This window comes from Streptomyces sp. JJ36 (genome assembly GCF_021696945.1).
In the GTDB taxonomy this organism is placed as follows: Bacteria; Actinomycetota; Actinomycetes; order Streptomycetales; family Streptomycetaceae; genus Streptomyces.
Window position 1 is genome coordinate 1 of sequence record NZ_JACYHE010000076.1, and the last position, 22,724, is coordinate 22,724.

Below are 22,724 nucleotides of genomic sequence, written 5' to 3' on the forward strand. Positions count from 1 at the left end.
GGCGGCGGCCCGGCCGGCGGCCACGGCGCCGCCTCCGGGCACCGCGACGGCCCCGCGGCGCGGGAGGCCGGCGACGGACCGAACGGGCAGGGCACGCCCGGACACCGCGCCGGCCGACCGGGTCACGGTGGCGGCCCCGGCCCTGCGGGAGAGCCGGGGGCACGGGGCTCCGGCACGGGCGGAAAGGCTCCGGCCGGGAAGGCGTCCTGAGCGGACGGTCCTCCTCCCCCACTCCCCGCGGCCCGCGCGCCCCCTCACGGGTGCGTGTGCCGCCACCGGCGATCGGGGGAAGAGACAGCAGCATGCTGATCCGTCCCGTACGCGACACCGAGGACGACGCGGAGGCCGTACGCCGGGTCCTCTCGGCCGCCTTCGAGCACCCGGAGGAGGAGTGGACGCCGGAACGGGTCGCCCGCAGCCACGAGAAGACCCGGCATGTGGCCCGGTCAGACCCGGGCGGGTGCCGGCTCGCCGAGGACGCGTCCGGGCGGCCGGTCGGTGCGGCCCTCTCGGTGATCCGCGAAGGCACCTGGGGACTCTCGCTGCTGGTGGTGCGCCCGGAGACGGCGAGCAGGGGGCTCGGGACCGCGCTGCTCTCCCAGGCGGTCGCCTACGGACGCGGCTGCCTGCGCGGGCTCATCTGCTGCTCCCGGCACCCCGCGGCGGCCCGGGCCTACCGCCGGGCGGGCTTCGACCTGCACCCCACGATGCGGATGCGCGGCACCGTCGATCCCGCGCGGCTCGCCGCCCCGGACGGCCCGGTGGTGGCGGGCTCGGCCGCGCACCGGGACCTGATGGACTCCGTTGACCGGCGGCTGCGCGGCGGCGCACACGGCGTGGACCACGCCTTCCTGCTGCGCCACCACCGGCTCCTCGTGGCGGACGACCTGGCCGGCAGCGGCTACTGCTACCTCACCGCGGAAGGCAAGGTCGAGCTACTCGCCGCGAGCTCGCGGCGGCTGGCGGTCCGGCTGCTCACGGCGGCGCTGCTGAGCGTCCCGGAGGGCACGGAGGCGGTCGTGCACGATCTGACGGCCGAACAGCAGTGGGCGGTGGACGTGGGGCTGGCTGCCGGACTGGAGCTCACCACCGCGGGGTACGTCTGCCTGCGCGGCATGCGCCCTCCGGCGCCGTACATCCCCTCCGGCGCCTTCCTCTGACGGCTCCCGGCTCTGGGGACCCGGTGCCGCAGGGGGCGCGGCCGTGCAACGGTACGGGCCGCTCCGGCGGGCCGCACCCACGCCGGGCACGCCCGGCGCCGCCCCGCACGGCGGTCGCCCCGCACAGTCGCCGAGCGCCGGGCCACAGCAGCTCTCCCCTCCGCGGGAGCCGAACGCCGGGCCGCAACCGCGGGCACCCACGGCCGCGACCGCCCGGCGCACCCGGAACCGCACCGCACTGCACCGGGCACCGCCCGGGCACGCACCGGGCACGGCGGGCGACGCCGTCAGCCGGAGCCCTCACCCGCAGCGGGTGCGCGGTCCGTGGCGTCCGCGGTGCCGGCGGCGTCCGCGGCCTCCCGCTCGGGGAGTTCGGCGGCCAGCACCGCGGCCGCCCGCACCAGCGGCAGGGCCAGCAGCGCGCCGGTCGCCTCACCGGCCGTCACCCCGTGGTCGGTCAGCGGCTCCAGCGCCATCCGGTCCAGCGCCTTGGCCTGCGCGGGCTCCCCGCTGGCCTGCCCGGCCAGCCACCAGTCCGGCGCCCGGAACGCCACCCGCTGCGCGACCAGCGCGCAGGCGGCGGAGACGACCCCGTCCAGGATCACCGGGGTCCGGCGCACGGCCGACTGGAGCAGGAAGCCGGTCGTGGCGGTGAGGTCCGCGCCGCCGACCGCACCGAGCAGCCGGAGCTGGTCGCCGAGGGCCTCGCGGGCCCGCCGCAGGCCGTCCCGGATCGCGGCGCACTTGCGCATCCAGGCCAGGTCGTCGATCCCGCCGCCACCGCGCCCGGTCACCACCGAGGCGTCGGTGCCGCACAGCGCGGCGGTCAGCGTGCCCGCCGCCGTCGTGCCGCCCACCGAGAGGTCACCGAGCACCACGAGGTCGGTCCCCTCGTCCGCCTCCTCGTCGGCGATCGCCACACCGGCCCGGAACGCCTGCTCCGCCTCCTCGGCGGTGAGGGTGTCCTCGATGTCCAGCCGTCCGGAGGAGCGGCGCACCCGGTGCCGGGTGACCTCGGCGGGCAACTCCGCCGGGTCGCAGTCCAGCGCCATGTCGACGATCCGCAGCGGCACGTCCATGCTGCGGGCCAGCACCGCGCCGGGGCTCTCCCCGTCGAGCGCGGCCCGTACCAGGGTGGCGGCGGAGCCGGCGGGACGGGCGGAGACGCCGAGTTCCGCGACGCCGTGGTCGCCCGCGAAGAGCAGCACTTTGGGCCGCCGCACGGGCCGCACGGGCACGGCGCCCTGCGCGGCGGCCAGCCACTCGCCCAGCTCGTCGAGGCGGCCCAGCGCCTGCGGCGGCAGGCCGGTGCGGGCCCGCCGGTCCTCGGCGTCCCGGCGCAGGCCGCTGTGCGGCCGTTCGATGAGGTCGGTGAAGTCGTCGAGATTGAGGCTGCCGTCACGCATGCGCCGAAGAGTACGGCACCGTGGTACCGCCCCCGCCGCGCGGCCGGGGGCGGCGACGGCGCCCCGCCGCACGGAGCCGGCACACGCGTCCGCCGCGGCCACGCACGGCCCCCGTGGGCGTGAGGAAACCCGTTCCCCCGCATCCCGGACCACGGACACGATCCGTGCCGCCGGACGCGGCGCGAACGCGGGTGGCCAGCGCATCCACAACCGCCCGGGATGCGCCGGCCGACCAGGTCCGGGCCCAAGGCCCTCTCCTGCTCACTGAGCGGAAACGGTTCCCGTCCGGTCCCGGCGGCCCGGCGTCCCCCGGCTCCGGCTCCGGACGGGACAGGGCCGGAACGTCCCGGGGCCGGGAGCGTGCCCCGGAGGACCGGCAGGCCCGCGGGACGTGCCCGGGGTGCCAGGCGGCGAGCCGGGCCGGGGCCCCCGGGGGGAGAGGCCCGGAGGCTCCCGGAGCCCTCAGCCCTCGTCGGCGTGCAGACTCATCGGCCCGTAGACCTTCGTCCCGTCCTCCAGGAGCGTGACCTGGTCGGCGCCGCCGTCCAGCAGTTCCTTCCAGACCTCGCCGATCCAGGACTCGGCGTCCCCCTGCGTGGTGAACTCCTCCGGCGGGACGGCGGGTTCCGTCTCCGTGCCGTCGGACTTCTCGAACCGCCATGTCCACGCCATGTCGTCTCCTTGATCGGTTCCGGGTGCTGCCCGCAGAGTACTGCCCGGTGCGCGGCCCGGGAGGCGGCGCGAGACGATCGTGCTGTGGAACTCACGCTGCTCGGTTCCGGCGCGCCCGCCGGACTCCCCCGCCCCGACTGCCCGTGTGCCGCCTGCGCGACCGCCGTCGGGCCCGAGGCACGCGCCGCCACGGCGCTGCTGGTGGACAGCACCCTGCTGCTCGACCTCACCCCCGGCCCGGCCCTGGCCGCGGCCCGCGCCGGGCGGTCGCTGCACGGCGTACGGCAGGTGCTGCTGACCCATCCGCACGAGGGGCCCGCACTGGAGTTCCCGGCGGGGCTGCCCGCCCCGGTGCGGGTGCCGGACGGCCAGGAACTCGTGCTCATCAGCGGCCACCGGGTCCGTGCGGTGGCGCTGGACGCGCCCGGGACCGGCTATCTGGTCACCGGCCCGGACGGCGAACAGCTCCTCTATCTCCCCCCGGGCGCCGCACCGGCCGCCCCCGCACCGCCGGAGGAGCCGTACGACCTGGTGGCCCTGGACGTCCTGGGCCGCCCGGAGGCGCTGGCGCGACTCCGGGCGGCCGGGTCGGTGGGGGCGGCCACCGACGTGCTCGCCGTCCACCTCGACCACGACGTGATGCCCGGCCCCGAACTGCACCGGCGACTCGCCGCCGCGGGGGCGCGCACCGAGCCGGACGGCACCACGCTGGCCGTCGGCGCGTACCACGAGAGCCCCGAACCGCCGCGCCGCACCCTGGTGCTCGGCGGGGCCCGCTCCGGGAAGTCCGTGGAGGCGGAGCGCCGGCTGGCGACCTACCCGGACGTGCTCTACGTCGCCACCGGCGGGACGCGCGAGGGCGACGCGGACTGGGCGGCCCGGGTCGCGGCCCACCGCGAGCGGCGGCCCGCCTCCTGGCGCACCACGGAGACCTGCGACCTGGTGCCGCTGCTCCGGGAGCCGGAGGGGCCGCTGCTCGTCGACTGCCTGGCGCTGTGGCTCACGCACGTCATGGACGAGGTGGGCGCCTGGGACGACGCGCGCTGGGAGAAGACCGGCGCCCGGGAGCTGGCGGAGCGGGTCGCGGAGCTGGCCGCGGCGGTGCGCGCGACCCGGCGCACCGTGGTCGCGGTGAGCAACGAGGTGGGCTCGGGGGTGCACCCGGCGAGCCCTGCGGGGCGCCGCTTCCGGGACGAGCTGGGGCGGCTCAACGCGGCGGTGGCCGCGGAGTGCGAAGAGGTGCTGCTCGCCGTGGCGGGCACGGTGCTGCCCCTCCGGGGCTGACGCCCGGGCAGGGGGCGCGCAGCGCCGCCGCAGCGCGCCGCTGCAGTGCCGCGCCGGGCCGGTCCGGCCGGGCCCGCGAGCGCGACGGGCCACCCCGCACCGACCCCACGCCCCGCCAGGAGCCCGGCAGGCCCGGGCACGGGCACGGGCCGTGCCGCACCAGCCAGGGGCCGGCAGTCCCGGGCACGGCCCGGGCTACCCCGTCCGGGCGTACCGGGCCCTGCTGCGTGACCCCCGGCCGATGAGGCCCGCCGCACCGGCTCCCGTCCTCCCCGGGGCGGGGCGTCCGGCGCCCCGGACGCGTGGCGACACCGCACGGCCGCGCCGGACACGGACCGGTACGCCGCTCCCGGCGCAGGTGCGGGTGGGTTCAGCCGGCGGAGGGGGCGGCGCGGACACCGCACAGGTGCAGCATGGCGGCCACCGCGCGGTACGGATCGGTGCGTCCCGCTCGCTCCTCCGCGGCCAGCATCCGCGGATCGTCCGCGGGCGCGGTCGAGGAGGTGGCGAAGACCTGCACCCCGTACCAGGCGTGCAGCGGCGTGCCGCTGCCGGCGAGCAGCGTGGTGAGCCGGTCCAGCCGCAGGCCGCGTTCCCGCTCCGGGAAGTCGAAGGCGGCCAGCGCCGCCTCCCAGTCGCCGGCACGGCCGGGATGCAGGGCGAGCGCGGCGTCGTTCCGGACGAGCAGGGAGAGCAGCCCGCCGGGTGCCAGCACCCGGGCCAGCCCGGCGAGCGTGCTGGCCGGGTCGCGGGAGGCCATCAGCACCCCGTGGCAGAGCACCACGTCGAACGCGCCGGGCAGGAAGTGCGCACCCGTGTCCTGTCCGCCGGCCGCCACCAGGCGGAGCCGCTTCCGGGTCTCCGCGGGCTCGCCGTCCAGCGCGTCCCGTACGAAGGCGAGCACCGCCGGATCGGAGTCGAGGCCGGTGACCCGGTGTCCGGCACGCGCCAGCCGCAGCGCCTGCTCGCCACGGCCGGACCAGCCCAGACCCGCGTCCAGAACACGCAGCGGGCCCGGATCCGGCCCGAAGCGGGCGGTGAGCTGCTCGTCGAGCTGCCGGGCGGTGAGCTCCTGCCGGAGCAGGGCCGCGGGCGCGGGCCCGCTCAGGGCTGTGCGCCGCGCGCGACCTGCGGCTTGGGCAGGCGCATCCTGCGCATCTGGAGCGTCCGCATCAGGGCGTAGCGGACGGCGCCCTTGCGGGACTCGTCGGGGAAGCGCTCCCGGAGCGCCTTGCTCAGCCGGACGCCGGTGCTGACCGAGTCCAGCACGATCATCACGATCACGCCCAGCCAGAGGACCAGCGAGATGTTCCGCACCTGGAGCGAGGGCACCATGCTGAGGACCAGGATCACCACCGCGATGGGCAGGAAGAACTCCGCCACCGACCACTTGGCGTCCACGTAGTCACGGGCGAAGCGCCGCACCGGGCCCCGGTCCCGGGCCGGTAGGTAGCGCTCGTCGCCGCCGGCCAGCGCCTGCCGCTGCCGCGCCATCGCGGTGCGGCGCTCCTCGCGTGCGCGGCGGGCGGCCTCCTTGCGGTTCTTCGGCGCCGCCGCGAGCGTGCGGCGCTGCGCCTGCGCCTCGCTGCGTTTGGGCGTGGGCCGGCCCTTGGGGGCCTGCGGGTCTCGGGGCTGCTCGGGCTCGGCCGCCGTCATCTGCGCGGTGGAGGCCTGCCCGTCCTTCGATCGGCTTCGGAACACGCCTCCAGGGTACGGTGCCGCCGCCCGCTCCCCGCATCCCCGGTGGGCCACGATCCGGCAACATGGTCCGGCGGCCCCTCGCGCCTACTCCCTGCGCTGGAGGACCGGCCCGGCCGATCGTCCTCCAGGATGAGCGGATCCACGCTCGGACAGTGCGGTAATGGAAGAGGGCCCCGTACCCTGGGGTCCATAAGACGTTGAGACGTGCTGAGGCTCGAGTCCGTACTGAAGGGGGCGCGCGAGGCCCATGAGCGGTGTCATGAAGCGTATGGGGATGCTCTTCCGCGCGAAGGCCAACAAGGCCCTGGACCGGGCCGAGGACCCGCGCGAGACGCTCGACTACTCGTACCAGAAACAGCTCGAGCTGCTGCAGAAGGTACGCCGCGGGGTGGCGGACGTGGCGACCTCCCGCAAGCGGCTGGAGCTCCAGCTCAACCAGCTCCAGGGGCAGTCGTCCAAGCTGGAGGACCAGGGCAAGAAGGCGCTGGCGCTCGGCCGCGAGGACCTGGCCCGGGAGGCCCTGACCCGGCGGGCGGCCCTCCAGCAGCAGGTCACGGACCTGGAGACGCAGCACCAGACCCTGCAGGGCGAGGAGGAGAAGCTGACCCTCGCCGCGCAGCGGCTCCAGGCCAAGGTGGACGCCTTCCGGACGAAGAAGGAGACCATCAAGGCCACCTACACCGCCGCCCAGGCGCAGACCAGGATCGGCGAGGCCTTCACCGGCATCTCCGAGGAGATGGGCGACGTCGGCATGGCGATCCAGCGGGCGGAGGACAAGACGCAGCAGCTCCAGGCGCGCTCCGGCGCGATCGACGAGCTGCTCGCCTCCGGCGCCCTGGAGGACCCGTCGGGCACCGCCAAGGACGACATCACCGCGGAGCTGGACCGGCTCTCCGGCGGCTCGGACGTGGAGCTGGAGCTCCAGCGGATGAAGGCCGAGCTGGCCGGCGGCAGCGGCGGCGACCGGCAGGCACTGGAGGGCGGCGCCGCCGGGGAGACCCGGCAGCCGGAGCAGCCGGAGCAGACGCAGGACACCCCGAAGTTCGACAAGCAGTGACCTGACGGGCCCGGCACCGGGCCGAGCCGCTCGCGCGAGAAGGAGAGCGTCGTGATCGTACGGATCATGGGCGAGGGGCAGGTGAAGCTGGACGACAGCCACTTCCCCGAGCTGAACAGGCTCGACGACGAGTTGCAGGCCGAGATGGAGTCCGGTGACGCGTCCGGCTTCCGCCGCACCCTCACCGCGCTGCTCTCGGCCGTGCGGTCGATGGGGGCTCCGCTGCCCGACGACTCGCTGGAGCCCTCCGAGCTGATCCTGCCCTCGCCGGACGCCTCGCTGGAGGAGGTCCGCGAGATGCTCAGCGAGGACGGCCTGATACCGGGCGCCCCGGGCACCGCCGCCTGACCCTGCCCCCGCCCCGCGGCACGGCCCCGCGGCACGGCCGGCGGGCGCCCGCCGCCCCGCCGCCGTCGCACCGCGCCGCAGCGCCGGCCGCAGCCTGCGGCCGCGTCTCATCGCCCGTGCGCCCCGAACCGGAGCCCGTTGTTCCGGGCCGGGGCGCGCGGCATGTCCCGGGACCCGTACCGTGCCTGATGTGACGACCCTCTGCGCCGACCGCCTCTGCGAACTCCGTGCCACGCTGCGCGAACACCCGTACGTGGTGGACGCGCTCCTCGCGCTGTGCGCCTTCGCCGTGGTCCTGGTCGGCTCCGCGACCGAGCCGCACGGGACGGACGGCCGTCCGCACTTCGGCGAGCGGGAGCTGACCGCGCAGACCGTCGCGCTCGCCGCGCTCGGCTGCGGCGCCCTCGTGCTGCGCCGCCGCACGCCGCTGCCCGTCCTCTGCGTCACCACCGCGATCACCGTGGTCGGGCTGCTGCTCGACCCGCGCACCGGCGCGCCCTCGGACAGCCGCGCGCCGCTGGTGCTGGCCGCGGTCATCGCCCTCTACACGGTCTCGAACCGCACCGACCGGGCCACCTCCTGGCGGGTCGGCGCCGTCACGGTGGCCGTGCTGACCACCGCGGGGATGCTCTTCGGGGCCCGCCCCTGGTACGCCCAGGAGAACCTGGGCATCTTCGCCTGGACGGCGCTGGCCGCAGCCGTGGGCGAAGCCGTGCGGCACCGGCGTGCCTTCTTCGACGCGATGCGCGAGCGCGCCGAACGGGCCGAGCGCACCCGCGAGGAGGAGGCCCGCCGCCGCGTCGCCGAGGAGCGCATGCGGATCGCACGCGAGCTGCACGACGTGGTCGCCCACCACATCGCCCTGGTCAACGTGCAGGCCGGGGTGGCCTCACACGTCATGGACAAGCGCCCCGACCAGGCCAAACAGGCCCTCGCCCATGTCCGGGAGGCCAGCCGGCACGCCTTGGACGAACTGCAGGCGACCGTCGGCCTGCTCCGCCAGTCCGGGGACCCGGCGGCGCCCACCGAGCCGGCGCCCGGGCTGGGCGTGCTGGACGACCTGGTCGACGGCTTCGTCCGCGCCGGGCTGCGGGTCGAGGTGGAGGCGACGGTGCCGGAGGGGCCGCTGCCCTCCGCCCTGGACCTCACCGCCTACCGGGTCGTCCAGGAGGCGCTGACCAACGTGCAGAAGCACGTGGGAACCGGCGCGCACGCCACCGTGCGCATCGCCGGGGACCGGCACGAGCTCCGGGTCAGCGTGGAGGACGACGGCGCGGGCGAGACCGACCCGGCCGCCGACACCGGCGGCGGGCACGGCCTCGCGGGCATGCGGGAACGGGCCGCCGCGCTGAACGGCCGCTGCGAGGCCGGGCCGCTGCCCGGCGGCGGCTTCCGCGTCCATGTCACGCTCCCCGTACGGGCCGCCGCCGAGACCCCGGAGAAGGAGACCTCCGCATGACCATCCGCGTCCTGCTCGCCGACGACCAGGCGCTGCTGCGCAGCGCCTTCCGGGTGCTGGTGGACTCCGAGCCGGACATGGAGGTCGTGGGCGAGGCGTCGGACGGCGACGAGGCGGTGGCGGTCACCCGGCGGGAGCGCGCCGACGTGGTGCTCATGGACATCCGGATGCCCGGCACGGACGGCATCGCCGCCACCCGGGAGATCAGCGAGGACCCGGAGCTCGCCGGGGTGAAGGTGGTCATCCTCACCACCTTCGAACAGGACGAGTACGTGCTCCGGGCGCTGCGGGCGGGCGCCTCCGGTTTCCTCGGCAAGGGCGCGGAGCCGGGCGAGCTGCTCTCCGCCATCCGGATCGCCGCCCAGGGCGAGGCGCTGCTCTCGCCGGCCGCCACCAAGGGGCTTATCGCCCGCTTCCTGGCCCAGGGCACGGCGCCCGCCCCGGGTGACGGCGGCGGACCGGACGGGCTGGAGGCGCTCACCGGGCGGGAGCGGGAGGTGCTGGCCCTGGTCGCCGGAGGGCTCTCCAACGACGAGATCGCCGGACGGCTGTCGGTCAGCCCGCTCACCGTGAAGACGCATGTGAACCGCACGATGGCCAAGCTGGGTGCGCGGGACCGCGCGCAGCTCGTGGTCACCGCGTACGAGACCGGGCTGGTGCGCCCGGGCGGGGCCGCACCGGGGCGTCCCGCGTGACGGGCGCGGCGGACCCGCCCGCCTCCGCCGGGACCCCGGACCCGGCCGCCTCGGCGGCGGAGGGCGTGCGCTTCGCCCTGGGCACGCTCACCGTGCTGCCGGTGCGGTGCGACCGCTGGGACCGGCCCGCCGCCCGGCGCGGCATGGAGTGTGCACCGCTGGCAGGCGCCGTGGTGGGGCTCGCGGCCGCGGCGGCGGGCGGTCTCCTCCTGCTGCTCGGCGCCGGGCCGCTGCTCGCCGCGGTCGCCGGGGTCGCCGTGCCGGCGGCGCTGACCCGCGGTCTGCACCTGGACGGACTGGCGGACGTCGCGGACGGCCTGGGCAGTGCCCGGCCCGCCGACGAGGCGCTGCGGATCATGAAGCGCTCGGACATCGGGCCGTTCGGCGTGGTCACGCTGGTACTGGTGCTGCTGACGCAGGTCGCGGCCCTGGCGGGGCTGTACGCGCAGAGCTGGGCGGCCGGCGCGACGGGCGCTGTCCTCGCCGGGCTGACGGCGCGCACCGCGCTCACCCTCGCGACCCGCCGCGGGGTGCCGCCGGCCCGCCCGGAGGGACTGGGCGCGGCGGTCGCGGGGACCGTGCCGGTGCGTTCCGCCGGTGCGGTGGCCGCGGCGACGGTCCTGGTCGCGGCGCTCACGGGGCTGGTACGCGGTCCGCTGACGGCGCTCGCCGCCGCGGCGTCGGCGGCGCTGGCGCTGGGAGCGGCGGAGGTGTTGCTGCGGCACTGCCGGCGGCGTTTCGGCGGCGTGACCGGCGACGTCCTCGGCGCGCTCGCCGAGTGTGCGGCGACCAGCGCCCTGCTCCTCCTCGCCCTGGGCTGACCGGCCCGGGTCCCACGCCCCGGTGCGGCGGCCGGGACCGAGCCCCGCGCCCCGGCAGCAGGTCGTCCGCGAACACCGGCCGTGGCGCGTCCCTCCGGCCGGGCCCGCAGGCCGGCGGCGGACTCCGGTGCGGCGCGGGTCGCGCCGGGCCGGCCGCCCGCCACGGGCGGCACCCGCCCCCGGGAGAGCACCCCCTGCCGCGCCCTTCCGTCGCGGCGTAGGGTCTCCCGGGACCGCCGGGCACAGGCGGGCATACGATGCGCGATGTGCCCGAAGCCGTGCACACCCACTGACGGCTCTTCCTCAACGAAAGCAGGTCCCTTCCACCGTGTCTGCTCTGACTCTCAGCACCTCGTCCGCCGCGACGCTGCGCGCGGACGCCGTTGTCGTCGGCGTCGCCAAGGGCGCCCGGGGACCCGTGCTCGCGCCGGGCGGCGAAGCCGTGGACGAGGCGTTCGGCGGGAAGCTGGCCGCCACGCTGGAGACCCTCGGCGCCGGCGGCGGCGAGGGCGAGGTCACCAAGCTTCCCGCCCCGGGTGACGGCCTCAAGGCGCCGCTCGTCCTCGCAGTCGGCCTCGGCGAGGCCCCGGAGAAACCGGACGCGGCGTACGAGCCCGAGGCGCTGCGCCGTGCCGCCGGCGCCGCCGCCCGTGCCCTGGCGGGCAACGCCAAGGCCGGTTTCGCCCTGCCGGTCGGGGACGCGGCCGCCGTCGCGGCCGTCGCCGAGGGCGCGCTGCTGGGCGCGTACGCCTTCACCGCCTACCGCGGCACGGAGGACTCCGGTGACCGCACCGCCGGAAAGGCCGGGAAGAACGGCAAGGGCGGCAAGGGCGCGACGTCCGGCAAGGACGAGAGCGCCCCCCTCGCGGAGGTCGTGGTGCTCGGCGCCAAGCCCCGGGACAAGGCGCACAAGGCGGCGGCGGAGCGCGCGGAGGTGCTGGCCGCCGAGGTGCACCGGGCCCGTGATCTGGTGAACACGCCCTCCAACGACCTGGACCCGAAGGAGTTCGCCGCCCGGGTGCAGGCCGCGGCCAAGGAGCACGGTCTGAAGGCCGAGGTGCTGGACGAGAAGGCACTGGCCAAGGACGGCTACGGCGGCATCCTCGGGGTCGGGCGGGGTTCGGACACCCCGCCGCGTCTGGTGCGGCTGTCCTACACGCACGCCAAGGCGAAGCAGAGCCTGGCCCTGGTCGGCAAGGGCATCACGTACGACTCGGGCGGCATCTCGCTCAAGCCCGCCGGTCACAACGAGACCATGAAGTGCGACATGAGCGGCGCCGCCGCGGTGTTCGCCGCGGTCGTGGCCGCCGCCCGGCTGGGCCTGAAGGTCAACGTCACCGGCTGGCTGGCGCTCGCGGAGAACATGCCCTCCGGCTCGGCCACCCGCCCCGGCGACGTGCTGAGCATGTACAGCGGCAAGACGGTCGAGGTACTCAACACCGATGCCGAGGGCCGGCTGGTGCTCGCCGACGCGCTGACCCGGGCCTGCGAGGAGTCGCCCGACGCCGTGGTGGACGTGGCGACGCTCACCGGCGCCATGATGGTCGCCCTCGGGAAGCGGACCTTCGGCGTCATGGCCAACGACGAGGCCTTCCGCAGCCGGGTGCACGACACCGCCGGGGAGGCGGGCGAGGACTCCTGGCCGATGCCGTCGCCGGCGCACCTGCGCAAGGGCATGGAGTCGCCGGTCGCGGACATCGCGAACATCGGTGACCGGATGGGCGGCGGCCTGGTCGCGGGCCTCTTCCTGCAGGAGTTCGTGCCGGAGGGCACGAAGTGGGCGCACCTGGACATCGCGGGCCCGGCCTTCAACGAGTCCGGCCCCTTCGGCTACACGCCCAAGGGCGGAACGGGTTCCGCCGTGCGGACCCTGCTGCGGCTCGCCGAGCGTGCGGCCGACGGTGACCTGGGCTGACGCCGTCACCCGGCCGGGCGACCCGGTCGGCAGCCGGCACGGTACGGCCCCGCGCGCCCGGCGGCGAGCGGGGCCGTACCCGGCGGTAGGGACGGCCCCGAGTCCCGTCTCCCGGCAACAAGTGCGAAGATGGGTCTTCGGCAGGACAGGGGCCCCCACGGCTTGACAAGAAGCCGAGTCCAGGGCCGAGAGACAAAGCGGCCGAAATACAGCCGCCCGGCCGGTTGAGGACCGGCCCCGGCGCACCCATGCATGGAGGACGTGACGTGGCGAACGACGCCAGCACCGTTTTCGACCTAGTGATCCTCGGAGGCGGTAGCGGCGGTTATGCCGCTGCCCTGCGCGCCGCGCAGCTGGGTCTGGACGTCGCCCTGATCGAGAAGGACAAGCTGGGCGGCACCTGTCTGCACTACGGCTGCATCCCCACGAAGGCGCTGCTGCACGCGGGCGAGCTCGCGGACCAGGCCCGCGAGGGTGCCGAGTTCGGGGTGAAGACCAGCCTCGAGGGCATCGACATGGCCGGGGTGCACAAGTACAAGGACGGCGTGGTCGCCGGTCTGCACAAGGGCCTGCAGGGCCTGGTGGCCAGCCGCAAGATCACCTATGTGGAGGGCGAGGGCCGGCTCTCCTCCCCCACCTCGGTCGATGTGAACGGCCAGCGCTACGAGGGCCGGCACATCCTGCTGGCGACCGGCTCCGTGCCGAAGACGCTGCCGGGCCTGGAGATCGACGGCAACCGCATCATCTCCTCGAACCACGCCCTGGTGATGGACCGCGTCCCGCAGTCCGCGATCGTCCTGGGCGGCGGGGTCATCGGCGTCGAGTTCGCCTCCGCCTGGAAGTCCTTCGGCACCGACGTCACCATCGTCGAGGGGCTGCCGCACCTGGTGCCCGCCGAGGACGAGAACAGCTCCAAGCTCCTGGAGCGCGCCTTCCGCAAGCGCGGTATCAAGTTCCAGCTCGGCTCGTTCTTCGAGAAGGCCGAGTACACGGACAACGGCGTCAAGGTCACCCTGGCCAACGGCAAGGAGTACGAGGCCGAGGTGCTGCTGGTCGCCATCGGCCGCGGCCCGGTCTCGCAGGGCCTGGGCTACGAGGAGGCCGGGGTCGCCATGGACCGCGGCTTCGTGCTGGCGGACGAGTACTGCCGGACGAACATCCCGACGATCTCCGCGGTCGGCGACCTGATCCCCACCCTTCAGCTCGCGCACGTGGGCTTCGCCGAGGGCATCCTGGTGGCCGAGCGGCTGGCCGGGCTCAACCCGGTGCCGGTCGACTACGACGGTGTGCCGCGGGTGACCTACTGCCACCCGGAGGTCGCCTCCGTCGGCGTCACCGAGGAGAAGGCCAAGGAGCTGTACGGCGCCGACAAGGTCGTGACGCTCAAGTACAACCTGGGCGGCAACGGCCGGAGCCGCATCCTCAAGACCCAGGGCGAGATCAAGCTCGTCCAGGTCCGCGACGGTGCCGTGGTCGGCGTCCACATGGTCGGGGACCGCATCGGCGAGCAGGTCGGCGAGGCCCAGCTCATCTACAACTGGGAGGCGCTGCCCGCCGAGGTGGCCCAGCTCGTCCACGCCCACCCGACGCAGAACGAGGCGCTCGGCGAGGCGCACCTGGCCCTCGCGGGCAAGCCGCTGCACTCCCACGACTGACACCCCACCGGGCGCGACGCACGACCCCTACGTACTTCTTGTGAGGAGCACCAGAAACCATGGCGGTTTCCGTAACCCTTCCGGCGCTCGGCGAGAGCGTGTCCGAGGGCACCGTCACCCGGTGGCTCAAGGCCGAGGGTGAGCACGTCGAGGCCGACGAGCCGCTGCTCGAGGTCTCCACCGACAAGGTCGACACCGAGATCCCCGCCCCCGCCTCCGGCACCCTCTCCGCCATCAAGGTGGCCGAGGACGAGACGGTGGAGGTCGGCGCGGAGCTGGCCCTCATCGACGACGGCAGCGGGGGCGGCGCGGCGGCGCCCGCGGCCGAGCCGGCTCAGCAGGAGGCGCCGGCCCAGCAGGCACCGCCGGCGCCGCAGGCCGAGCCCGCCCCGCAGCAGGCCGCCCCGCAGCAGCCGGCCCAGCCGGAGCCCGCCGCGCAGGCGGCTCCCTCCGGCGGCGGTGCCGAGGGCACCGACGTGGTGCTGCCGGCGCTCGGCGAGTCCGTCTCGGAGGGCACCGTGACCCGGTGGCTCAAGCAGGTCGGCGACACCGTGGAGGCGGACGAGCCGCTGCTCGAGGTCTCCACCGACAAGGTCGACACCGAGATCCCGGCCCCGTCCGCCGGCACCCTGCTGGAGATCGTGGTCGGCGAGGACGAGACGGCCGAGGTCGGCGCCAAGCTGGCCGTCATCGGCTCCGGTGAGGCGGCCCCCCAGGCCCCCGCGCAGCCCGCTCCGGCCCAGCCGGAGCAGCCGCCGCGGGAGGCGGCACCGGCCGAGGCCCCGGCCCCTGCGCAGCCCGCCCAGCAGGCTCCGCCGCAGGCCGCGCCCCAGCAGCCCGCACCCGCGCAGGCCGCGCCGCAGCCGGCGCCCCAGCAGCCGGCGCCTCAGCAGGCCGCGCCGCAGGAGCCGGCCGCACCCCGCCCGGAGCCGACGCCCACGGCACCGGCCCAGCCGACCACCCCGCGGGCCGGCGGCGCCGAGTTCGACGGCGCCTACGTCACGCCGCTGGTCCGCAAGCTCGCCGCGGAGCACGGTGTGAACCTCTCCGAGGTCAAGGGCACCGGCGTCGGCGGCCGCATCCGCAAGCAGGACGTCGTGGCGGCCGCCGAGGCGGCCAAGGCCGCCAGGCCGCAGGCGCCGGCCGCCCCGGCGGCGCGTACGACCACCCCGGCCGAGCCGTCGCCGCTGCGCGGCCAGACGGTCAAGATGCCGCGGATCCGCAAGCTCATCGCCGAGAACATGATGAAGGCGCTGCACAGCCAGGCGCAGCTCTCCACCGTGGTCGAGGTCGACGTCACGCGGATCATGAAGCTGCGGGCCCGGGCCAAGGAGGCCTTCGTCGCCCGGGAGGGCGTGAAGCTCTCCCCGATGCCGTTCTTCGTGCAGGCGGCGGCGGAGGCGCTCAAGGCGCACCCGGCGATCAACGCGAAGATCAACGACGACGGGACCATCACCTACCACGACGTCGAGAACATCGGCATCGCGGTGGACTCCGAGAAGGGCCTGATGGTCCCGGTCATCAAGGAGGCCGGGAACCTCAACCTGGCGGGGATCGCCCGCAAGACCGCCGAGCTGGCCAAGAAGGTCCGCGAGGGCGGGCTGGGCCCGGACGACATGTCCGGCGGCACGTTCACGATCAGCAACACCGGCTCGCGCGGTGCGCTGTTCGATACGATCATCGTGAACCACCCGCAGGTCGCGGAGCTGGGCATCGGCGCCACGGTGCGCCGCCCGGTGGTCGTCGACCACCCGGAGCTGGGCGAGACCATCGCCATCCGGGACATGGTCTACCTGACCCTCTCCTACGACCACCAGCTCGTCGACGGCGCGGACGCGGCCCGCTACCTGGCCGACGTCAAGGCCCGGCTGGAGGCCGGCGAGTTCGAGGGCGAACTCGGTCTCTGAGAGCTGCTCTGCGGCTGAAGCACGCAGCGTCACGGTGCGACGCCCCTGCTCGGAGTGAGTCCGGGCAGGGGCGTCGCCGTATCGTCGTAAGCCCCGACCCCCGAGGAGCACGCCCATGGCCCCGCCCGTCGTCCATTCGCTGCGCGAGCAGATCCGCGAGCACATCGTGGAGGGGATCATCCGCGGCCGGTGGCAGCCGGGCGAGCGGATCGTGGAGCGGCGGATCGCGGTCGAGCTGGAGGTCAGCCAGACGCCGGTGCGGGAGGCGCTGCGCGAGCTGGAGGCGCTGCGGCTGATCGAGTCGGCGCCGAACAAGGGCGTGCGGGTGCGCGAGCTCTCCGCGGCGGACCTGGAGGAGATCTACCCGGTGCGGGCGGGCCTGGAGCAGATGGCCGCGGAGCTGGCGGCGCCCCTGCTGGCGGAGGACCCCTCCCGGCTGGCGCCGCATGTCACGGCGCTCTACGACGCCGACCGGGCAGCCGACGGGGAGGCGCAGGTGCGGCACACCGTCGGCTTCCACCGGGAGCTGGTACGGGCCTCGGGCAACAGCGTGCTGCTGCACACCTGGGAGTCGCTGGGCATCGAGGTGTGGACGGCGCTGTCGATCCGCTGGCTCGGGACGGTGCAGCAGTCGTACGCGGAGGAGCACGAGGCGGTGCTGCTCGCCTTCCAGCGACGGGATCCGCGCATCGGGGAGCTGGTCAAGGCGCATGTCCTGGGGTGCGCTCCCGCGCCTCGCTAGCGCCGGGCGGCCGCACGGACAGGCGTACGGCATTCCGTGCCGACTTTCACGGCACGGAATGCCAATTTCGCCAGAACCTTTGATCGATCATCGATCGCGGGCGTAGAGTCCCCTCGCTGGGGTGACCCCCTGTCCTGCCCACCAGAGGGACGACCCCCCTCCCACCCACTACGACTGCCCGCCCCGTCCGGAAGGTGGCCACCATGCCCGACGCCGTACGCAACCAGCCGAGCGAGCTCGACCAGCTCCCGGACCGCGATCCCGAGGAGACCGCCGAATGGCGCGCCTCGCTGGACGCCGTCACCGAGCACGCGGGCGCGCACCGTGCGACGTACCTGATGCGGCGCACCCTGGAACACGCCGAGCGCAGCGGTCTGCCGGTCCCGCGGCCGGCGGAGACGGAGTACGTCAACACCATCCCCACCGCCGACGAGCCGGACTTCCCCGGTGACGAGGCGCTGGAGGCCCGTATCACGGCGTGGAACCGCTGGAACGCGGCGGCCATGGTCACCCGCGGCAGCCGCTACGGCCTGGGCGGGCACATCGCCACCTTCGCCTCCGCGGCCTGGCTCTACGAGACCGGCTTCCAGCACTTCTTCCGCGGCAAGGACGGCCTGGAACCGGGGGGCTCCGGCGGCTCGGGCGACCAGCTCTACATCCAGGGCCACGCCTCCCCCGGCATCTACGCCCGCGCCTTCCTCGACGGCCGGCTCACCGAGCAGCACCTGGACAACTTCCGCCAGGAGGCCGCCGGCCACGGTCTGCCGTCCTACCCGCACCCGCGCCGCAGCCCCGACCTGTGGGAGTTCCCCACCGTCTCGATGGGCCTGGGCCCGCTGGCCGCCATCTACCAGGCGCGGTTCAACCGCTATCTGACCCACCGCGGGATCAAGGACACCTCCGCCTCGCACGTCTGGGCCTTCCTGGGCGACGGCGAGATGGACGAGCCGGAGTCGACCGCCGCCCTCGCCCTCGCCGGGCGGGAGCAGCTCGACAACCTCACCTTCGTCATCAACTGCAACCTGCAGCGTCTGGACGGCCCGGTCCGCGCCAACTTCAAGATCGTCCGGGAGCTGGAGGCGCAGTTCCGCGCCGCGGGCTGGAACGTGGTGAAGTCGCTCTGGGGCACCGCCTGGGACGAGCTGCTGCAGCTCGACACCACCGGCGCGCTGCTCCGCCGGCTCCGCGAGGTGCCGGACGCGCAGTTCCAGACGTACGCCACCCGGGACGCCGGCTACATCCGCGAGCACTTCTTCGGCGCCGAGCCCGCCCTCGCCGAGCTGGGCCGGCTGCTCACCGACGACAAGATCCTGGAGTGCTTCCACACCTCCCGGGCCGGGCACGAGCCGCGCAAGGTCTACGCGGCCTACCGCGCCGCCGTCGAGCACCAGGGCGCCCCGACGGTGATCCTCGCGCAGACCGTCAAGGGCTGGACCCTGGGCCCGGGCTTCGAGTCGCGGAACGCCAACCACCAGATGAAGAAGCTCACCGGCAAGGAGTTCCGCGCCATGCGGGACCTGCTGGAGCTGCCCATCCCGGACAGCGCCCTCGACGACGAGCTGGTGCCGTACGTCCACCCGGGCGCCGACTCCCCCGAGGTGCGCTACCTCCGGGAGCGCCGTGCCGAGCTGGGCGGCCCCGCCCCGGCCCGCCGGGTCCACCCGGTGGCACTGCCCGAGCCCGCCGCGAAACCCTTCGACACCCTGGCCAAGGGCTCCGGCTCCCAGGAGATCGCCACCACCATGGCCTTCGTCCGCCTGGTGAAGGACCTCATGCGGGAGAAGGAGACCGGCCGCCGCTGGGTGCCGATCGTGCCGGACGAGGCGCGGACCTTCGGCATGGAGTCGCTCTTCCCCTCCGCCGGGATCTACTCGCCGCTGGGCCAGACCTACGACCCGGTCGACCGGGACCAGCTCCTCTACTACAAGGAGGCCGAGACCGGGCAGATACTCAACGAGGGCATCACCGAGGCGGGCTCGATGGCGGACTTCACCGCCGCGGCCACCTCGTACGCCACCCACGGCGAGCCGATGATCCCGTTCTACATCTTCTACTCGATGTTCGGCTGGCAGCGCACCGCGGACCAGATGTGGGCGCTCGCCGACCAGCTCGGCCGCGGCTTCCTGATCGGCGCCACGGCGGGCCGTACCACCATGACCGGCGAGGGCCTCCAGCACGCGGACGGCCAGTCGCCGCTGATCGCCTCCACCAACCCGGCGGCGCTCACCTACGACCCCGCCTTCGCCTACGAGGTCGGCGTGATCGTCCGGGACGGCCTGCGCCGGATGTACGGCCCGGACCCGGAGCAGCACGAGGACGTCTTCTACTACCTGACGGTCTACAACGAGCCGAAGGTGCAGCCCCCGATGCCCGAGGGCGTCGAGGAGGGCATCGTGCGCGGCCTCTACCGCTTCCGCGAGGGCACCCCGCCCGCGGCGGACGCCCCGCGCATCCAGCTCCTCGCCTCCGGCACCGCCATCCACTGGGTGCTGGACGCCCAGCGCGTCCTCGCCGAGGAGTGGGGCGTCACCGCCGACGTGTGGTCCGCGCCGTCCTGGAGCGAGCTGCGTCGCGACGCGCTGGAGTGCGACGCGGCCGCGCTGCGCGGCGAGGACCGGGTGCCGTACGTGACCCGCGCCCTGGCGGGCGCGCCCGGCCCGGTACTGGCGGTCAGCGACTGGATGCGCGCGGTGCCGGACCAGATCAGCCAGTGGGTCGAGCAGGACTGGTGCTCGCTCGGCACCGACGGCTTCGGCCTCTCCGACACGCGGGAGGCCGCCCGGCGGCACTTCGGTGTGGACACCGAGTCCGTGGTGGTGGCGGCGCTGTCCCGGCTCGCCCGCCGCGGCGAGGTCAAGCAGGAGACGGTACGCCGGGCCGCGGAGTCGTACGGGCTGGCCTGACCTCCAGGCCCGCACGGGCCGGGCACACACGGGTGGAGGGCCCGGGGCAGGCTGCCCCGGGCCCTCCACCCGTTCGCGTGCGTGTCCTGCCGCCCGGGGTCTCGCCGCCCCGCGCGGCGGCTCAGCCGGCGACGGGCCCGGGGGCCTCGTCGTCCTCCGGCGGCTCGGGGTGGCCGCGCAGCTTGAGGATGGCCGCGATCAGACCTCCCCAGACGATGAGGATCGCGATGATCATCATGGTGATGGCTCCGGCGGACATCACTGGTCCCCCTTCCGGTCGTGCGGTGTGTCACCCGGTCCCTGCCCGACCACGGGTGGTGGCTCGCTCGCCCGCCGCGGCCACGGGATGAGGGAGAGCAGGATGCCGACCACGACGGCACCGATGGCCACGCTCCAGCCGTACTTGAGCAGGAAGTCCGTGGAGTAGCCGGCGTAGTTCTCGTCGAACTCGGTGCGCAGGCTGTCCACCATCATCCAGCCCAGCACCAGCGGTGTGATGACACCCAGACAGACCAGCCACCACGTGCCCAGCCGCACGGCCGAGGTGCGGTTGACGTGCTCCTGGAGCTGCGGCAGCCGCCGCAGCAGCCAGGCCACGACGATGACCAGCACCAGGGCCGCCAGGGCGATGCCGTACTGGTTGATGAAGTGGTCCGCGGCGTCCAGGTAGTAGAGGCCGTTGTCGGTGGTGAAGAAGACCAGCGAGACGGCGGCGGTCAGCCCGCCCACGACCGCCACCGAGGCCAGCCGGCCCAGACCGGTGCGGTCCTGCACGGAGGCGACCACCACCTGGACGATGCTGATGAGCGAGGTGAGGCCCGCGACGACCAGCGACGCGAAGAACAGCACGCCGAAGAACGGCCCGCCCGGCATGGTGGAGAGCACCGCGGGGAAGGCCACGAACGCCAGGCCCAGGCCTTCGGTCGCCACCTCCTGCACCGGCACCCCGGACCCCTGCGCCAGGAATCCCAGAGTGGCGAAGACGCCGATGCCGGCCAGGATCTCGAAGGAGCTGTTGGCGAAGCCCGCCACCAGCGCCGAGCCGCTCAGGTCCGCCCGCCGCCCCAGGTAGGAGGCGTAGGTGACCATGATGCCGAAGCCGATGGAGAGCGAGAAGAAGATCTGCCCGTAGGCGGCCACCCAGACGCTGCCGTCGCCCAGCGCCGACCAGTCGGGGGTGAACAGCGCGTCCAGGCCCTGCGCCGCGCCGTCCAGCGTCACCGCACGCACCACCAGGACGAGGAAGAACAGGGTGAGCAGCGGGATGAAGATCAGGTTGGCCTTCTCGATGCCGCGGCGGACGCCGAGGCCCAGGATCGCGAGCACCACGATCCACACGGCGAGCAGCGGCCAGAACACGCCGCCCACATAGCCGCCGACGTCCCCGGGAGTCTCGGCCACCCGGAGGAAGTCGCCGAAGAGGAACGCCTCCGGGTCGTCGCCCCAGTCCTCACCGACGGAGAAGCCGACGTAGCGGACGGCCCAGGCGAGGATCAGCGCGTAGTAGGTGGCGATCACGAAGCAGATGGCCACCTGCCACCAGCCGATGGCCTGGGCGGGCCCGGTGAGCTCGCGGTAGGCCGCGGGGGGCGACTTCCGGTACTTCCGGCCGACCGAGTATTCGAGGATGAGCAGCGGAAGACCGGCCGTGAGCAGCGCGATGAGGTACGGGAGCAGGAAGGCGCCGCCACCGCTCTCGTAGGCCACCGCGGGGAAGCGCCAGATGTTGCCGAGTCCGATGGCCGACCCGATGGCGGCGAGCAGGAACCCGGTACGGGAGCCCCACCGCTCACGGGGTTGCTGAGGGGTCTGGCCGGCTTGGTGAGCCATTGTCATCGTCCTTGATCACTCGCCGCCTTTGCCCGAACGTTAACAGCGAGGCAGGTCAGGCGCCGCTTCGGGCAGTCCTTCGCAAGCCATGGTGCCCCCGCACCCTGCGCTTGGCCACCACCCCGCCACGCACCGGTTGCCGTGGCGCGGCAGACTGCGTCCATGCGCGCCGCACGACTGATCCGGCTGGTACTCCTGCTCCAGGCGCAGCGGTCCCTGACCGCCGCCGAACTCGCCGCGGAACTGGAGGTGTCGGAGCGCACCGTGGCCCGGGACGTGCAGGCGCTCTCCGAGGCCGGCGTGCCCGTCTACGCCGACCGGGGCCGAACGGGTGGCTACCGGCTGATCGGGGGGTACCGCACCCGGCTCACCGGGCTGGGACGCACCGAGGCGGAGGCGCTGTTCCTGTCCGGCGTTCCCGCCGCGCTCCGCCAGATGGGTCTCGCGGACACCGCCTCGGCAGCGCGGCTGAAGGTGTCCGCCGCGCTGCTGCCGGACCTGGCGGACGCTCAGGACACCGCAGCCCAGCGCTTCCACCTGGACGCGCCGGGTTGGTGGCAGGAGCCGCCCACGCCCCCGCTGCTGCCCGCGCTCGCCGACGCCGTCTGGGACGACCGCACGGTCGCGGTGCGCTACCGCCGGCGGGACGGGGAGGTGGAGCGCGAGCTGGAGCCGTACGGGCTGGTGCTGAAGGCCGGGGTCTGGTATCTCGCCGCCCGGGCGGCCGGCCGTCGGGGACCGGCCCCCGGCACGGGCTTCCGCGTCTACCGGGTGGACCGCTGCACCGCCGTCACCCCCGGCGAGGAGCGCTTCCGGCGGGACCCGGAGTTCGACCTGCCCGCCTTCTGGGCACGGCAGGCGGCCGACTTCGCCCGCTCCCTCCTGCGGGAGACGGTGACCCTGCGGCTCACCGACCGGGGCGCCCGGTGGCTGCACCGCGTCACCGACCGTACGGCCGCGCGGGAGGCGCTGGACGCGGCGGAACCGGACGGGCGGGGCGGGGTCACCCTCACCCTGGCCGTGGAGTCCGCGGAGGTCGCCTGCACCCAGCTCCTGTCTCTGGGAGCGGAGTGCGAGGTGCTGGCACCCGCGGAGCTGCGGGAACGCTTCCGGGAGACGGCGGCGCGCATGGCAGCGCTGTACGGGTGACCGGGGACGCCTCCGGGGGT

The 22,724-nt window shown here is 74.8% G+C and carries 19 protein-coding genes; 13 read left to right on the plus strand and 6 right to left on the minus strand.

Going from position 1 to position 22,724, the window contains the following annotated elements:
• Nucleotides 1-302 precede the first annotated feature (302 nt).
• Nucleotides 303-1,160, plus strand: a complete 858-nt coding sequence (locus tag HOY81_RS22565) for a GNAT family N-acetyltransferase (RefSeq protein ID WP_237322414.1) — start codon at nt 303-305, stop codon at nt 1,158-1,160.
• 287 nt (nt 1,161-1,447) lie between these two features.
• On the opposite strand, the gene HOY81_RS22570 is transcribed toward HOY81_RS22565, so the two are convergent.
• Entirely contained in the window at nt 1,448-2,566 is a 1,119-nt protein-coding gene (locus tag HOY81_RS22570) for a nicotinate-nucleotide--dimethylbenzimidazole phosphoribosyltransferase (protein WP_237322415.1), read from the minus strand.
• Between the two features lie 462 nt (nt 2,567-3,028).
• Entirely contained in the window at nt 3,029-3,238 is a 210-nt protein-coding gene (locus tag HOY81_RS22575) for a hypothetical protein (protein ID WP_237322416.1), read from the minus strand.
• A gap of 84 nt (nt 3,239-3,322) precedes the next feature.
• On the opposite strand from HOY81_RS22575, the gene HOY81_RS22580 reads away from it, so the two are divergent.
• Nucleotides 3,323-4,522 (plus strand): bifunctional adenosylcobinamide kinase/adenosylcobinamide-phosphate guanylyltransferase, encoded by a 1,200-nt coding sequence (locus HOY81_RS22580; protein ID WP_237322417.1) that lies wholly within the window; start codon nt 3,323-3,325, stop codon nt 4,520-4,522.
• Between the two features lie 370 nt (nt 4,523-4,892).
• On the opposite strand, the gene HOY81_RS22585 is transcribed toward HOY81_RS22580, so the two are convergent.
• Both HOY81_RS22585 and HOY81_RS22590 read right to left on the minus strand, forming a co-directional pair.
• A complete protein-coding gene (locus HOY81_RS22585) occupies nt 4,893-5,606 on the minus strand; it encodes a bifunctional 2-polyprenyl-6-hydroxyphenol methylase/3-demethylubiquinol 3-O-methyltransferase UbiG (RefSeq protein ID WP_237322448.1) in 714 nt (237 codons plus the stop codon).
• Between the two features lie 20 nt (nt 5,607-5,626).
• The gene (locus HOY81_RS22590) at nt 5,627-6,223 is read right to left on the minus strand and encodes a DUF3043 domain-containing protein (protein WP_237322418.1); all 597 of its coding nucleotides are present in this window, start codon (nt 6,221-6,223) and stop codon (nt 5,627-5,629) included.
• A gap of 259 nt (nt 6,224-6,482) precedes the next feature.
• On the opposite strand from HOY81_RS22590, the gene HOY81_RS22595 reads away from it, so the two are divergent.
• The 10 genes from HOY81_RS22595 (at nt 6,483) to aceE (ending at nt 19,725) form a co-directional block, all read left to right on the plus strand.
• A complete protein-coding gene (locus tag HOY81_RS22595) occupies nt 6,483-7,280 on the plus strand; it encodes a PspA/IM30 family protein (protein ID WP_237322420.1) in 798 nt (265 codons plus the stop codon).
• A gap of 51 nt (nt 7,281-7,331) precedes the next feature.
• Nucleotides 7,332-7,628: a hypothetical protein gene (locus HOY81_RS22600; protein ID WP_237322422.1), complete on the plus strand. Its 297-nt coding sequence runs from the start codon at nt 7,332-7,334 to the stop codon at nt 7,626-7,628.
• Nucleotides 7,629-7,818: 190 nt separating this feature from the next.
• Nucleotides 7,819-9,087, plus strand: a complete 1,269-nt coding sequence (locus HOY81_RS22605; RefSeq protein WP_237322424.1) for a sensor histidine kinase — start codon at nt 7,819-7,821, stop codon at nt 9,085-9,087.
• Nucleotides 9,084-9,782 carry a response regulator transcription factor gene (locus tag HOY81_RS22610; protein ID WP_237322426.1) on the plus strand — a complete coding sequence of 233 codons (699 nt, stop codon included), beginning with the start codon at nt 9,084-9,086 and terminating at the stop codon, nt 9,780-9,782. Before HOY81_RS22605 ends, HOY81_RS22610 begins: the two co-directional genes overlap by 4 nt.
• Nucleotides 9,779-10,603, plus strand: a complete 825-nt coding sequence (locus HOY81_RS22615; RefSeq protein WP_237322428.1) for an adenosylcobinamide-GDP ribazoletransferase — start codon at nt 9,779-9,781, stop codon at nt 10,601-10,603. Before HOY81_RS22610 ends, HOY81_RS22615 begins: the two co-directional genes overlap by 4 nt.
• 328 nt (nt 10,604-10,931) lie before the next feature.
• Nucleotides 10,932-12,518 carry a leucyl aminopeptidase gene (locus tag HOY81_RS22620; protein WP_237322429.1) on the plus strand — a complete coding sequence of 529 codons (1,587 nt, stop codon included), beginning with the start codon at nt 10,932-10,934 and terminating at the stop codon, nt 12,516-12,518.
• A gap of 266 nt (nt 12,519-12,784) precedes the next feature.
• Nucleotides 12,785-14,173 (plus strand): dihydrolipoyl dehydrogenase, encoded by a 1,389-nt coding sequence (lpdA, locus tag HOY81_RS22625; protein ID WP_237322430.1) that lies wholly within the window; start codon nt 12,785-12,787, stop codon nt 14,171-14,173.
• A gap of 59 nt (nt 14,174-14,232) precedes the next feature.
• Nucleotides 14,233-16,080 carry a 2-oxoglutarate dehydrogenase, E2 component, dihydrolipoamide succinyltransferase gene (sucB, locus tag HOY81_RS22630; RefSeq protein WP_237322431.1) on the plus strand — a complete coding sequence of 616 codons (1,848 nt, stop codon included), beginning with the start codon at nt 14,233-14,235 and terminating at the stop codon, nt 16,078-16,080.
• Nucleotides 16,081-16,195: 115 nt separating this feature from the next.
• Nucleotides 16,196-16,822, plus strand: coding sequence for a GntR family transcriptional regulator (locus HOY81_RS22635; protein ID WP_237322433.1), 627 nt, complete (start codon nt 16,196-16,198; stop codon nt 16,820-16,822).
• Nucleotides 16,823-17,025: 203 nt separating this feature from the next.
• On the plus strand, nt 17,026-19,725 hold the full coding sequence (gene aceE, locus HOY81_RS22640) for a pyruvate dehydrogenase (acetyl-transferring), homodimeric type (protein WP_237322435.1): 2,700 nt from the start codon (nt 17,026-17,028) through the stop codon (nt 19,723-19,725).
• Nucleotides 19,726-19,846: 121 nt separating this feature from the next.
• Here aceE and HOY81_RS22645 read toward each other — a convergent pair whose 3' ends face one another.
• Together HOY81_RS22645 and HOY81_RS22650 are read right to left on the minus strand one after the other, a co-directional pair.
• Nucleotides 19,847-19,984, minus strand: a complete 138-nt coding sequence (locus HOY81_RS22645; protein ID WP_237322437.1) for a methionine/alanine import family NSS transporter small subunit — start codon at nt 19,982-19,984, stop codon at nt 19,847-19,849.
• Complete coding sequence (locus HOY81_RS22650; RefSeq protein ID WP_237322439.1) at nt 19,984-21,555, minus strand: sodium-dependent transporter; 1,572 nt, start codon at nt 21,553-21,555, stop codon at nt 19,984-19,986. Before HOY81_RS22650 ends, HOY81_RS22645 begins: the two co-directional genes overlap by 1 nt.
• A 162-nt stretch (nt 21,556-21,717) precedes the next feature.
• Between HOY81_RS22650 and HOY81_RS22655 the strand changes: the two genes are divergently transcribed.
• Nucleotides 21,718-22,704 carry a YafY family protein gene (locus HOY81_RS22655; protein ID WP_237322440.1) on the plus strand — a complete coding sequence of 329 codons (987 nt, stop codon included), beginning with the start codon at nt 21,718-21,720 and terminating at the stop codon, nt 22,702-22,704.
• Nucleotides 22,705-22,724: the final 20 nt, after the last annotated feature.